We start from the raw sequence: 12,509 nt of genomic DNA, 5'->3' as shown, positions 1-12,509 counted from the left end.
AAGAACGAGATGGCGGAGCTTACGATCCGGCCGGACGAGATCCGGGACGCCCTTGAGCGCTTCGTCCAGGCGTACGAGCCGGAAGGTGCCGCGCGCGAGGAGATCGGGACCGTCGTCGACGCCGGGGACGGCATCGCCCATGTCTCCGGCCTGCCCTCGGCGATGGCGAACGAGCTGCTCGAGTTCGAGAACGGCACGCGCGGCCTGGCGCTGAACCTCGACGTCCGCGAGATCGGTGCGGTCGTCCTGGGCGACTTCAGCGGTATCGAGGAGGGTCAGCAGGTCCGCCGCACCGGCGAGGTCCTGTCGGTCCCGGTCGGCGACGACTTCCTCGGCCGCGTGGTCGACCCCCTGGGCAACCCGCTCGACGGCAAGGGCCCGATCGCCGCCGAGGGCCGCCGCGCCCTCGAGCTGCAGGCCCCCTCGGTGGTCCAGCGCCAGCCGGTGAAGGAGCCGCTGCAGACCGGCCTCAAGGCGATCGACGCCATGACGCCGATCGGCCGCGGCCAGCGTCAGCTGATCATCGGCGACCGCGGCACCGGCAAGACCGCGATCGCGGTCGACACGATCCTCAACCAGAAGGAGAACTGGCTCTCCGGCGACCCGAGCCGCCAGGTTCGCTGCATCTACGTCGCCGTCGGCCAGAAGGGCTCCACGATCGCCCAGGTGCGGGGCCGCCTCGAGGAGGCGGGCGCGCTGGAGTACACGACCATCGTCGCCGCTCCGGCCTCCGACCCCGCGGGCTACAAGTACATCGCTCCGTACACCGGTTCTGCCATCGGTCAGCACTGGATGTACCAGGGCAAGCACGTGCTGATCGTCTTCGACGACCTGACCAAGCAGGCCGACGCCTACCGCGCCGTGTCGCTGCTGCTGCGTCGTCCGCCGGGCCGTGAGGCGTTCCCCGGCGACGTCTTCTACCTCCACTCGCGTCTGCTGGAGCGCTGCGCCAAGCTCTCGGCCGACATGGGCGGTGGCTCGATGACCGGTCTGCCGATCATCGAGACCAAGGGCAACGACGTGTCGGCGTTCATCCCGACCAACGTCATCTCCATCACCGACGGCCAGTGCTTCCTGGAGACCGACCTGTTCAACGCCGGCGTCCGCCCGGCGATCAACGTCGGTGTCTCGGTCTCCCGAGTCGGTGGTTCCGCCCAGGTCAAGGCCATGCGCAAGGTGGCCGGTACGCTCCGTCTGTCGCTGTCCCAGTACCGCGACCTCGAGGCCTTCGCGGCCTTCGCCTCCGACCTGGACGCGGCCTCCCGCGCCCAGCTGGAGCGTGGCGCCCGCCTGGTGGAGCTGCTCAAGCAGCCGCAGTACAGCCCGTTCCCGGTCGAGAAGCAGGTCGTCTCGGTGTGGGCCGGCACCACCGGCGAGCTGGACGACGTGCCGGTGGAGGACATCCGCCGCTTCGAGGCCGAGTTCCTCGACTACCTCGGGACCACCCAGAAGGGTGTCTTCGACAGCATCCGCGAGACCAAGGAGCTGACGGACGACACGGTGACCAGCCTCAAGGACGCCATCACGGAGTTCAAGAAGGGCTTCACCACCTCCAGCGGTGAGCTGCTCGTCAACGACGAGCCGGTGGAGGCGCTGGACGCCAGCGCGGTCGGCCAGGAAAAGGTCGTCAAGCACGTCCGCAAGGTTGAGGCGAAGTAACCCATGGGTGCCCAGCTTCGACAGCTGCGGCGGCGGATCAAGTCGGTCAAGTCCACCGCGAAGATCACCCGCGCGCAGGAGCTGATCGCCTCGTCGCGCATCGTCAAGGCGCAGCAGCGGATGCAGGCGGCCGTGCCGTACGAGCGGGAGATCACGCACGCGGTGTCGGCGGTCCTGTCGAACACGACGAACGTCGACCACCCGCTCACGGTGGCCAAGGAGCAGTCGGCCACGGCAGGCGTCCTGATCGTCACCAGCGACCGCGGCTTCGCCGGCGGCTACAACGCCAACATCCTCCGTGAGGCCGAGGCGCTGAAGGGCCACCTGGTCGGGCGCGGCCTGACGGTGAAGCCGTACGTCGTGGGCCGCAAGGGCCTCACCTGGCACCGCTTCCGCAGCCGGGAGATGTTCGGCGAGTGGGACGGCTTCTCCGACAACCCGTCGTACGGCAACGCCAAGGAGATCGCCGACACGCTCATCGAGTCGTTCAAGGCGGAGGACGGGATCGACGAGATCCACGTCGTCTACACCGGGTTCGTCTCGATGCTGACGCAGAACGTGATCGTCAAGCGGATCCTGCCGCTCGAGGTCGAGGAGGCGGAGGCGCCCCCGGAGGGCATCCCGCCGTACTACGAGTTCGAGCCGACGGCCGGTGACGTGCTCGATTCGCTGCTGCCGCGCTACATCGAGTCGCGCATCTACAACGCGCTGCTCCAGTCGGCCGCCTCCGAGCACGCCGCGCGGCGCCGCGCGATGAAGTCGGCCACCGACAACGCCAACGAGCTCATCCGCGTGTTCACCCAGCAGATGAACCAGGCGCGTCAGGCCGAGATCACCCAGGAAATCAGCGAGATCGTCGGTGGCGCGAACGCGCTGGCTGACGCCGCAGCGGGGAAAGAGTGAAATGACCGCACAGACTGTTGAGACCACCGTGGGCCGTGTCGCCCGCGTCACCGGTCCGGTCGTCGACGTGGAGTTCCCCGTCGAGGCCATGCCGGACATCTACAACGCGCTCACCGTCGACGTCGCGCTCGGCGGCGAGACCAAGACCCTGACCCTCGAGGTCGCCCAGCACCTCGGCGACAACATCGTCCGGGCCATCTCCATGCAGCCGACCGACGGCCTCGTGCGCGGCGCCGCCGTCTCCGACACCGGCGCGGCGATCTCGGTGCCCGTCGGCGACGCCGTCAAGGGCCACGTGTGGAACGCCCTCGGTGAGCCGCTCGACGCCGACAAGGCGACGCTGCAGGTCACCGAGAGGTGGCCGATCCACCGTCCGGCTCCGGCGTTCGACCAGCTCGAGGCCCGTACGGAGATGCTGCCCACCGGCATCAAGGTCATCGACCTGCTCACGCCTTACGTGAAGGGCGGCAAGATCGGTCTGTTCGGCGGCGCGGGCGTCGGCAAGACCGTTCTGATCCAGGAGATGATCCGCCGCGTCGCGCTGAAGTTCTCGGGCACCTCGGTGTTCGCGGGCGTCGGCGAGCGCACCCGTGAGGGCAACGACCTGTGGCTGGAGATGGAGGAGGCGGACGTCCTCAAGGACACCGCGCTCGTCTTCGGCCAGATGGACGAGCCCCCGGGCACCCGTCTGCGGGTGGCGCTGTCCGCTCTGACCATGGCGGAGTACTTCCGCGACGTGCAGAAGCAGGACGTGCTGCTGTTCATCGACAACATCTTCCGCTTCACCCAGGCGGGTTCGGAGGTCTCCACGCTGCTCGGCCGTATGCCGTCCGCCGTGGGTTACCAGCCGACCCTCGCCGACGAGATGGGCGTGCTCCAGGAGCGCATCACCTCGACCCGTGGTCACTCGATCACCTCCATGCAGGCGATCTACGTGCCCGCGGACGACATCACCGACCCGGCGCCGCACAACGCGTTCGCGCACCTCGACGCGCAGACCGTTCTGTCCCGGCCGATCTCGGAGAAGGGCATCTACCCCGCGGTGGACCCGCTCGACTCCTCCTCGCGGATCCTCGACCCGCAGATCATCGGTGATGAGCACTACGCGGTCGCCCAGGAGACCAAGCGGATCCTGCAGAAGTACAAGGAACTGCAGGACATCATCGCGATCCTGGGCATCGACGAGCTCTCCGAAGAGGACAAGGTCACCGTCCAGCGGGCGCGCCGCATCGAGCGGTTCCTGTCCCACCCGATGTACGCCGCCGAGGCGTTCACCGGCCAGCCGGGCGAGTTCGTGCCGCTGGACGAGACCATCGCCTCGTTCAAGGGCCTGTGCGCCGGCGAGTACGACCACCTGCCCGAGCAGGCCTTCTTCATGGTCGGCGGCATCGAGCAGGCCATCGCCAAGGCGAAGGAACTCGAGCGCTAGGACGCCTTCGACGCCTGTACGGCACGGCATCGGCCGGCCGTACAGGCGTCCGTCGAAAGGGAGCTGAGAAGTGGCAAAGCTTCGCGTGGGCGTCGTGTCGCCGGAACGTGAGATCTGGACGGGCGAGGCCGACATGGTCATTGCCAAGACCGTGGACGGCGAGATCGGTATTATGCCGAACCACGCTCCCGTTCTCGGTGTCCTCGTCGAGGGCGGGGTGCTGCGCGTCAAGCGCGGCGACGGAGGCGACCTCGTGGCCGCGGTGCACGGCGGATTCATCTCCGTCGCCGACAACGACGTGTCGATCCTGGCGGAGGCGGCCGAGCTCGGCTCCGAGGTCGACGTCGCGCGGGCCAAGGACGCGCTGCAGCGTGCTCAGGCCTCGATCGAGGCCGACCATGAGGACGCGGACGCACGGCTGAAGGCCAAGCGTGCGGCTGCCCGGCTGCGGGCGGCCGGCGAAGAGGTCTGACAACAGGAGGAGGGCGGCATTGGCGGCGCTTGGGATACTCGCGGGCGTCTTCGCCGTGGCCGCGCTCCTCGTCATCCGGGGCTTCGTCCTGGCACGGGCCCGGGGCACGATCGTCTGCCGGGTACGGGACGACCGGGGGGGCTGGAAGAGCGGGGTCGCCCGCTACGTAGGGGGAGAGCTCCACTGGATCCCGTTCCTGGGACTCGGATTGAGGCCGCGCCACGCGATCGCGAGGCGCGGCCTCACCGTTTCCAGCCGGAGGATGCTCGACACGGGTGAGGGGCCCGCGGGCTACTGGACCGTCGTCTGCTCGGCCCAGCGCGGCCCACTGTCCCTGGCGATGAGCGAGGACGCGCTGACCGGCTTCCTGGCCTGGCTCGAGTCCGCCCCGCCCAGCGCCCACCTCGACGCTGCGTAGAATCGCCTCGCCTCTGGCGAGGCGGCTCGGGCGCCTTGAGGCCGTTGGCCGTGCCGGAGGCGCGCCGTGAGCGCAGGACCTCGTCGCGCTTGGTCGCTTCGCTCCCGCGCGTTCCTCAGTTCAGAGCACGGCCGCGCCCTCGCGTCCCTTGTGGTGGGTCTACCGGGTTCCGCCGGGCTTCCAGAGGAGCTCGTCGCCGGCGGAGACCACGCGGCAGAGGATGAACATCAGGTCGGACAGGCGGTTCAGATACTTGGCCGTCAGGGGGTTCACGTCGTCGTGCGCCTCCAGCGCCGCCCAGGCCGACCGCTCGGACCGCCGTACGATCGTGCGGGCGAGGTGGAGGAAGGCGGCGGGCGGGGCGCCGCCCGGAAGGATGAAGCTGCGCAGCGGCTTCAGCTCCGCGTTGAAGCGGTCGCACTGCTCTTCGAGCCAGGTGATGTACGGCTCCTCGACCCGCAGCGGCGGGAATTCGGGTGTTTCGACGACGGGGGTGCACAGGTCGGCGCCGACGTCGAACAGCTCGTTCTGCACCCTGCTCAGGACGGCCGTGACCTCCTCGGGCAGGCCCCCCGTCGCGAGGGCCACTCCGATGGCGGCGTTGGCCTCCTCCACGTCCGCGTAGGCGGTCAGGCGGGGGTCGGTCTTGCGGGTGCGGCTCATGTCGCCCAGGGCGGTCGTGCCGTCGTCGCCCGTCTTCGTGTAAATCTTGGACAGGACGACCGGCTTGTCGTTGTCGGCTCGGGTCATGCCGCTCAGCGTAGTCACCGGCCCCGGATCACTGGGCGGAGGCCGCCATGGGGCCTTCGGAGGCGAAGGTGCGGCGGAAGATGTACACGCAGGCCTCGATGAGCTGCTCGGTGGGCGGGGACGGCTCGGTCACCACCCACTCGATGAGTAACTCGGTGAGGGCACCGATGAGCCCGAGCGCCAGCAGGTGGAGGTCGAGGGGAGGCATGCGGGTCGCGCCCCGCGCCGAGGACTCGATGACCTTGGTGAACGAGGCCACCGCCTGCTGACGGGCGCCGCTGAGCACGTTGCCGGCCCGTCGTACCTCCAGGTGCATCAGGCGGGCGCGCCGTACGTCCTTAGTGACGAAGCGGATGTACTCGGCGATGCCGGCGACGATGCGGTCGTCGAGCGTGGGAGGGGCCTTGTCGATGGCCTCGGTGACCGACGTAAGCGTCTCCTCGATACACCGCTCGTAAACCGCGCGCATCAGGTCCTCGCGGCTGGAGAAGCATTCGTAGAAGGCACGATTGGAGATGCGCGCCGTCGCGCACAGCCTCTCGATGGTGGTGGCGTGGAAGCCGGGCTGGGCGAACAAGGTGTATGCGGCCGATATGAGCCTTTCCCTCCTGTCTGCAAGCCTTTCGGCAGCCGACATCCCCCGATAGTCCCGTCCCGCCACTTTTCACCTCACCGTGTCATGGTCCCCCCAGAACTCACATTATGAACGCAAGATCCTTTTTGTGGAAGTGCTGGGAAATGAGCACTTTCGGGCTATGCCAAAGAGGGTCAATAGCTTGACAAGGCCGTCAAGAGGTCAGCACGCTTACCAATTGAGATAGATCAGTCTCGCTGCAATTGCATCGGCAATTACAGCAGACCGCGCGTCAGAGCGGTCGTCACCGCGGCGGTGCGGTCGGACACGTCGAGTTTGGTGAAGACCCGCAGCAGATGCGTCTTCACGGTGGTCTCACTGATGAACAACGCCCTGCCGATCTCGGCGTTCGTCAGTCCCCGCGCGACCAGGGCGAGCACCTCCGTCTCCCGTCGCGACAGCGAGCTCGCGGCGGGGGTGCGCAGGCGGGTGACGAGCTTGGTGGCCACCGAGGGGGACAGCACGGTCTCCCCGCGCGCCGCCGCGGCGATCGCGGCGATCAGGTCGGCCCTGGAGGTGTCCTTCAGCAGGTAGCCGGCGGCGCCGGCCTCCACGGCGCGGACGATGTCCTGATCGGTCTCGTAGGTCGTGAGCACGATCACCCGGGTCTCGGGCCGGGCCGCGAGGATGCGCGTCGTCGCGTTCACGCCGTCTCCGCCGGGCATCCGCAGGTCCATCAGGACGACGTCGGGCGCGAGCGCCGAGGCGCGGGCCACCGCCTCCTCGCCCGATCCCGCCTCACCGGCCACGGTGATCGCCGGATCTGACTCCAGCATTCCGCGCAGCCCCTCCCGTACGACGGGATGGTCGTCGACGATCAGCACGCGGACCACGGAATCATCGGACACGGGCGGGATGGGCATGGCGGGCTCCGTACGGCTCGGAGATGGGCGTTCAGGACTCGTCTGGATCATCGTCGGGATCGCCCGCGAGTCGCAGGGTCACCGCGAGCGTGGTGCCCTGGCCGGGAGGGCTGTCGACGGTGAGCGTCCCGCCCACCTGCTCGACGCGGGTACGCATCGCCCGCAGACCGTATCCGTGCTCGGCGCCCGTGCGGAAACCGGCGCCGTCGTCGCGGACCCGGAGCGTGACGTGGCAGTCGCCGTATTCCAGGGTCACCGCCACCGACGAGGCGCCGGCGTGCCTGCGCACGTTCGCCAAGCCCTCCTGCGCAGCCCGCAGGAGCACCACCTCGACGCCGGGCGGCAGCGGCCGGGAGTCGCCCCGCGCCGTGAACGACGCGTCGATGCTCGCCTCCTCCCCGAGCCTGCCGGTGACTCGCCGCAGCGCCTCCTCCAGCGTGGAGCCGTCGAGCGGCGCGGGTGTGAGCGCCTCGATCAGGCCTCGGGCCTCGGCCAGGTTCTCCCGCGCGGTCCGTACGGCGAGTGCGAGGTGGCGCGAGGGGTCGGGCTGGGCCTGGGCGGCCTGGACGAGCATGATGATGCTGGTCAGGCCTTGCGCGAGCGTGTCGTGGATCTCCCCCGCCAGCCGCTCCCGTTCGGCGAGCGCACCCCGCTCGGCCGACAGGCGCGCGATCTCGGCCCGGCTCGACTCCAACTCGGTGATGAGCTGGGCGCGCTCCGCGCTCTGCTCGATGATCCGGGTGATCCACGGCCCGAGCACCAGCGTGGTGGCCAGAGCCAGCGTCGTCCAGACGGCGAAGCTGACTAGGTCGTCCGGATCCCACCGCGTGTCGAGGAGGAACCGGAAGGCCGGGGCGAGGTTGAGCACCAGCACGACGATGACGGCGCGCCGCACCCGCAGCATCACGAACGCCTGCGGGCACAGGGCGAACAGCACGAACGTCACCGGCGGCACCAGGAGCGCCGCCGGGACGAAGATCGCCAGGACCAGGACCCAGTAGAGCAGGGCTCGGCGGTCGTCCCCGCCGTCCAGCTTCGTCGACCGGCGCGCGAGCAGCACGTACGCCGCGGCGAGCGCCGCGAGGCCGCCTACGGCCGCCGCCCTCGCCGCCGCCGGCCCGTCGGTCACGGCGACGAAGGCGGCGGTCATCGCCAGGGCCAGGCCGAAGAGGATCTCCCAGCCCAAGAAGGTCTTCCAGGCGTCCGCCCCCGTCGCGGTTCCACCGGGCCTTCCGGAGGCGTCGCCCGGGCCGCGTCCCCGATCCCGCCGGTCGGAGGATCGGCGGGCGCCGCGCTCCTCGGTCGAACTCATCCGTCGCGCCGCCCCTTCCAGCGGAACGTCGTCACGCACAGCACGAGACCACCGACGAGCCAGGCGGCCAGTACCAGGGCCACCCTGCCGAGCTCGTACGACCCGGTCAGCTCCAGGGCGGCCCCCGCGTCACCCAGGAAGACGGCCCGGAACCCTTGGCACATCCACTTCAGCGGGAAGATCGAGGCGGCGTTGACCAGCCAGTCGGGCAGCTGCGTGATCGGGATGAAGACCCCGGAGACGAACTGCAGCACGACGAACGGCAGGCTGATCACCGCGGTCGCGCTCTTGCCGGAGCGGGGCAGGCCGCTGACGGCGATGCCGAGCACCGAGGCGGCCGACACGCCGAGCACGAACACCCAGGCGAACGTGAGCCAGGTCGACACCTCTGCGGGCAGCGTCAGGTCGTAGAACAGCACCGCGATGGCGAGCAGGATGGCCACCTGGAGCACCGTCATCACCAGCACGCTGGCGATCTTGCCGATGAAGTACGCCGCACGTGGCATCGGCAGCCCGACGAGCCGCTTCAGCGTGCCGTCCTCCCGGTCGCCCGCGATGCCGATGCCGAGGTTCTGGAACCCCGTGCCCATCACGCCCGAGCCGATGAGCCCGGCGGTGTAGAGCTGGGCGACGGTGACGCCGGTCCCCTCGGCGCTGTCGGAGAAGAAGAAGATCGAGGCGAACAGCACCAGGAACACGATCGGCAGGGCGAAGGTGAAGACGACGGCGTCCCTCTCCCGGAAGAGCACCTTCGTCTCGACGGCCGCGCGGGCCAGCGCGATCCTGAGCGGGGACGGCAGGGGCGCCGACGCCCGCGGGACGGTGGCCGGATCGGCTGGGGAGGCGGTCATGGCGCACTCTCCACACGCGGGGTGGCGGCCGGGGTGATGGTCATGGCGCACTCTCCACACGCGGGGTGGCGGCCGGGGTGATGGTCATGGCGCACTCTCCACACGCGGGGTGGCGGCCGGGGTGATGGTCATGGCGCACTCTCCACGGGTACGGCGGCGGTGGTCTCCGGGACGCTGCCGGCAGGCGGCTCCTCCGCCTCGATGAGGCGGAGATACACGTCCTCCAGCGTGGGCCGTGTAACGGTGAGGCCGGGGATCTCCCCGTCGTACCTGCGCGACAGCTCCAGGACGGCCCGCGTGGGGTTGTCGGTCTCGATCTCGCCGTCCGACCAGGCCACCCTGGCCCTCGCGGTGGCCCGGCCGCCCAGCGTGGCGGGGTCGCCCTCGGCGACCACGCGCCCCCGCGCCACGACGGCCACCCGGTGGGCCAGCGTCTCGGCCTCCTCCAGGTAGTGGGTCGTCAGCACGATCGTCGTGCCGTCGTGTGCCAGCCCCTCGATGAGCTCCCAGAACCGCCGCCGGGCCTCGGGGTCGAAGCCCGTCGTCGGCTCGTCCAGGAACAGCAGCTCGGGGCGGCCGATGACGCCGAGGGCGACGTCCACCCGGCGGCGCTGGCCGCCGGAGAGCTGGCGGATGCGTTTGCCCGCGCTGTCGGTGAGCCCGACCTGTTCCATGAGCTCGTCCGGATCGCGGGGGTTCGCGTAGTAGGTGGCCAAGTGCCGCAGAATCTCCCGTACAGTCAGTTCCGCCCGGTCGTCGGCGGTCTGCAGCACGATGCCGATGCGGGACCGCCACTCGCGGGTCGGCCGGGCCGGGTCCCTGCCCAGCACACTGACCTCTCCCGCGTCGCGTTGGCGGTATCCCTCGAGAATTTCGACGGTGGTCGACTTGCCCGCGCCGTTCGGGCCGAGGACGGCGAACACCTCGCCGTGCTCGACGTCCAGGTCCAGGCCCGCGACGGCCTGGACCTCGCCGTACCGCTTCTGCAGTCCTCGTACGCGTATGGCGTGTTCCATGCCCCAAGAATCCACCAGGCGCGGATCAAGGAACACCCTCGACCGGACGATGATCGGTGTCCTCCATACGGTGGACACCCGGCGCGGCCGGCGCCTACCGGACCTGTTCCGTGAGCGTCTGGATGCCGTCCAGAAGCCGCCGGAGGCCGAACCGGTAGGACGCGGCGTTCGCCTCCACGGTCGCCGCGTCGAAACCGCCCTCGCGCCAGACGCGGGTGATCGGGCCCGTGACCACGTGGCGGACTTCACGGGCTGACCGGTTCAGAAGAGCGTCGGGTTCTCCGGTTCGATGCCGCGCAGGGCGTCGTAGTCGAGCGTCACGCAGTCGATGCCCCGGTCGGCGGCGAGCACGCGGGCCTGGGGCTTGATCTCCTGGGCGGCGAAGATGCCCTTGACCGGAGCCAGACGCGGGTCGCGGTTGAGCAGTTCGAGATAGCGGGTGAGCTGCTCCACGCCGTCGATGTCGCCGCGCCGCTTGATCTCCACGGCCACCGTGCCGCCGAGGTGGTCGCGGCACAGGATGTCCACGGGACCGATCGCGGTCATGTACTCCCTGCGCACCAGCGTCCAGCCGTCCCCGAGCGTGGTGATGTGCTCGGCGAGCAGCTCCTGCAGGTGCGCCTCGACGCCGTCCTTGCGCAGCCCCGGGTCGACGCCCAGCTCGTGGCTGGAGTCGTGCAGGACCTCCTCGATCGTCAGCACGAGCTTCTCCCCGGTCTTGCCGTGGACGACCGACCAGGTGAGCACGTCGTCGATCGTCTCCTCGCGGACCTTGCAGGGGGGGTTCATCCAGTTCAGAGGCTTGTACGCCCGGTCGTCCGCATGGATCGAGACCGAGCCGTCCGCCTTCATCAGGATGAGCCGGGGGGCCATGGGGAGATGGGCGGTGAGCCGTCCCACGTAATCCACGCTGCACCGCGCGATGACCAGCCGCATGTGCGCCAACCCTACCGGGATCGCGGAGGTCCCGAGGCGTTCTGGGACACTGTCCGGCATGGCCCGGACATCGGGGGAGACCGGAGGGAGGGCCGGCGTGGTGCGCGGAGTTCGGGACGTCCGCGCGTACGGAGGCTGAGCCGGTGCTGGAAGAATGGGCTGTCATCTCCCGTTCTGCCAGACATGAACCCCCTGGAAGGATGCCCGCCGTGAGCCCCCGCCGTGCCCGCCGCCGCGGCCCGTTCGAACGTCCGGACGGCCGTGCCGTACGGCCCGTGGGTTCCCAGGTGCCCGGGGTGGACCGGGTGGAGAGCGCGCACGACGGCGACTGGGTCGTCCGCAACGTCTCCGGCGCCGCCCAGGGCAAGGCGTACCGGTGCCCGGGATGCGAGCAGGAGATCGGGCCGGGGCTGCCGCACGTGGTGAGTTGGCCGGCCTGGTCCGGGGGAGAGGACGAGCGGCGGCACTGGCACACCGCGTGCTGGCGCAACCGGGCCAACCGGGGTCCGGGCCGCAGCCGCTACTGACACGAGCTTTTCGAGGTGGGAATGGACATCAGGGCGTCCACGGTGCTGCCTGCCCGGCGCGAGGACATCGAGCTGCGAACGGCCGACGGGCTGACTCTCGTCGGCGAACTGGCGCTGCCGGAGAGCCGGCCGCCGGTGGCGACGCTGGTCTGCCTGCACCCCCTGCCCACCCACGGCGGGATGATGGACAGCCACGTGCTGCGCAAGGCGTCCTACCGGCTGCCCGCGCTCGCCGACATCGCCGTGCTGCGTTTCAACACCCGGGGCACGACCTCCGACCGGGGGACCTCCCAGGGGGCCTTCGACGGCGGCGAGGGGGAGCGGTGGGACGTCGCCGCCGCCCTGGAGTACGCCGACTTCCACGACCTGCCGAACGCCTGGCTGCTCGGCTGGTCGTTCGGCACCGAGCTGGCCCTGAAGTGGGGCCGCGACCCGATCGTGCGGGGCGCGATCCTGCTGTCGCCGCCGCTGAAGCGGGCCGGCGAGAAGGACGTCGCCGCCTGGGGGGAGTTCGGCCGCCCGCTGGTGGCCCTGGTGCCGGAGCACGACGACTACCTGCGGCCGGAGGAGGCCGTACACCGGTTCGCGGCGGCTCCGCAGGCCGAGGTCGTCGGCGTGGAGGGGGCCAAGCACCTGTGGGTCGGCGAGCCGTACGTGCGGATCGTGCTGAACGAGATCGTCAAACGCGTGAACGCCGCCGCGGCCCCGTTGCCGACCACGGTCTGATCGGGCCGCGGAT

15 protein-coding genes are annotated in these 12,509 nt (G+C 70.0%); 7 read left to right on the top strand and 8 right to left on the bottom strand.

Translation table 11 applies throughout. The features are described 5' to 3' along the window. Positions 1 to 9 precede the first annotated feature (9 nt). From atpA to HHX30_RS12280, 5 genes are all read left to right on the top strand, one after another. Positions 10 to 1,659, top strand: coding sequence for a F0F1 ATP synthase subunit alpha (atpA, locus tag HHX30_RS12300; protein ID WP_169982027.1), 1,650 nt, complete (start codon positions 10 to 12; stop codon positions 1,657 to 1,659). A 3-nt stretch (positions 1,660 to 1,662) separates the two neighbouring features. Next, positions 1,663 to 2,562 (top strand): F0F1 ATP synthase subunit gamma, encoded by a 900-nt coding sequence (locus tag HHX30_RS12295; protein ID WP_169982026.1) that lies wholly within the window; start codon positions 1,663 to 1,665, stop codon positions 2,560 to 2,562. A 1-nt stretch (position 2,563) separates the two neighbouring features. Further along, complete coding sequence (atpD, locus tag HHX30_RS12290; RefSeq protein ID WP_169982025.1) at positions 2,564 to 3,991, top strand: F0F1 ATP synthase subunit beta; 1,428 nt, start codon at positions 2,564 to 2,566, stop codon at positions 3,989 to 3,991. A 70-nt stretch (positions 3,992 to 4,061) separates the two neighbouring features. Next, positions 4,062 to 4,463: a F0F1 ATP synthase subunit epsilon gene (locus tag HHX30_RS12285; RefSeq protein ID WP_169982024.1), complete on the top strand. Its 402-nt coding sequence runs from the start codon at positions 4,062 to 4,064 to the stop codon at positions 4,461 to 4,463. Positions 4,464 to 4,482: 19 nt separating this feature from the next. After that, positions 4,483 to 4,881: a DUF2550 domain-containing protein gene (locus tag HHX30_RS12280; RefSeq protein ID WP_169982023.1), complete on the top strand. Its 399-nt coding sequence runs from the start codon at positions 4,483 to 4,485 to the stop codon at positions 4,879 to 4,881. A 159-nt stretch (positions 4,882 to 5,040) separates the two neighbouring features. Here HHX30_RS12280 and HHX30_RS12275 read toward each other — a convergent pair whose 3' ends face one another. From HHX30_RS12275 to nucS, 8 genes are all read right to left on the bottom strand, one after another. Then, the gene (locus HHX30_RS12275) at positions 5,041 to 5,631 is read right to left on the bottom strand and encodes a cob(I)yrinic acid a,c-diamide adenosyltransferase (RefSeq protein WP_169982022.1); all 591 of its coding nucleotides are present in this window, start codon (positions 5,629 to 5,631) and stop codon (positions 5,041 to 5,043) included. A gap of 28 nt (positions 5,632 to 5,659) precedes the next feature. Then, positions 5,660 to 6,268: a TetR/AcrR family transcriptional regulator gene (locus HHX30_RS12270; RefSeq protein ID WP_169982021.1), complete on the bottom strand. Its 609-nt coding sequence runs from the start codon at positions 6,266 to 6,268 to the stop codon at positions 5,660 to 5,662. Between the two features lie 212 nt (positions 6,269 to 6,480). Further along, a complete protein-coding gene (locus HHX30_RS12265; protein WP_169982208.1) occupies positions 6,481 to 7,098 on the bottom strand; it encodes a response regulator transcription factor in 618 nt (205 codons plus the stop codon). 61 nt (positions 7,099 to 7,159) lie between these two features. Beyond that, positions 7,160 to 8,440, bottom strand: coding sequence for a sensor histidine kinase (locus HHX30_RS12260; RefSeq protein WP_169982020.1), 1,281 nt, complete (start codon positions 8,438 to 8,440; stop codon positions 7,160 to 7,162). Continuing rightward, positions 8,437 to 9,291: an ABC transporter permease gene (locus HHX30_RS12255; protein WP_169982019.1), complete on the bottom strand. Its 855-nt coding sequence runs from the start codon at positions 9,289 to 9,291 to the stop codon at positions 8,437 to 8,439. Before HHX30_RS12255 ends, HHX30_RS12260 begins: the two co-directional genes overlap by 4 nt. A gap of 128 nt (positions 9,292 to 9,419) precedes the next feature. Beyond that, entirely contained in the window at positions 9,420 to 10,307 is an 888-nt protein-coding gene (locus HHX30_RS12250) for an ABC transporter ATP-binding protein (protein ID WP_169982018.1), read from the bottom strand. A gap of 94 nt (positions 10,308 to 10,401) precedes the next feature. Then, positions 10,402 to 10,542, bottom strand: coding sequence for a hypothetical protein (locus tag HHX30_RS12245; RefSeq protein ID WP_169982017.1), 141 nt, complete (start codon positions 10,540 to 10,542; stop codon positions 10,402 to 10,404). A 26-nt stretch (positions 10,543 to 10,568) separates the two neighbouring features. Continuing rightward, a complete protein-coding gene (gene nucS / locus HHX30_RS12240; RefSeq protein WP_169982016.1) occupies positions 10,569 to 11,243 on the bottom strand; it encodes an endonuclease NucS in 675 nt (224 codons plus the stop codon). Positions 11,244 to 11,452: 209 nt separating this feature from the next. Between nucS and HHX30_RS12235 the strand changes: the two genes are divergently transcribed. Beyond that, on the top strand, positions 11,453 to 11,770 hold the full coding sequence (locus HHX30_RS12235) for an ATP/GTP-binding protein (RefSeq protein WP_169982015.1): 318 nt from the start codon (positions 11,453 to 11,455) through the stop codon (positions 11,768 to 11,770). A 21-nt stretch (positions 11,771 to 11,791) separates the two neighbouring features. Next, on the top strand, positions 11,792 to 12,496 hold the full coding sequence (locus HHX30_RS12230) for an alpha/beta hydrolase (RefSeq protein WP_169982014.1): 705 nt from the start codon (positions 11,792 to 11,794) through the stop codon (positions 12,494 to 12,496). The last annotated feature ends 13 nt before the right edge of the window (positions 12,497 to 12,509 follow it).

It is taken from the genome of Microbispora sp. H10836, from assembly GCF_012999525.1.
In the GTDB taxonomy this organism is placed as follows: Bacteria; Actinomycetota; Actinomycetes; order Streptosporangiales; family Streptosporangiaceae; genus Microbispora.
The sequence above is the reverse complement of the archived record's forward strand: the minus strand, read 5'-3'. Positions and strand labels throughout refer to the sequence as shown.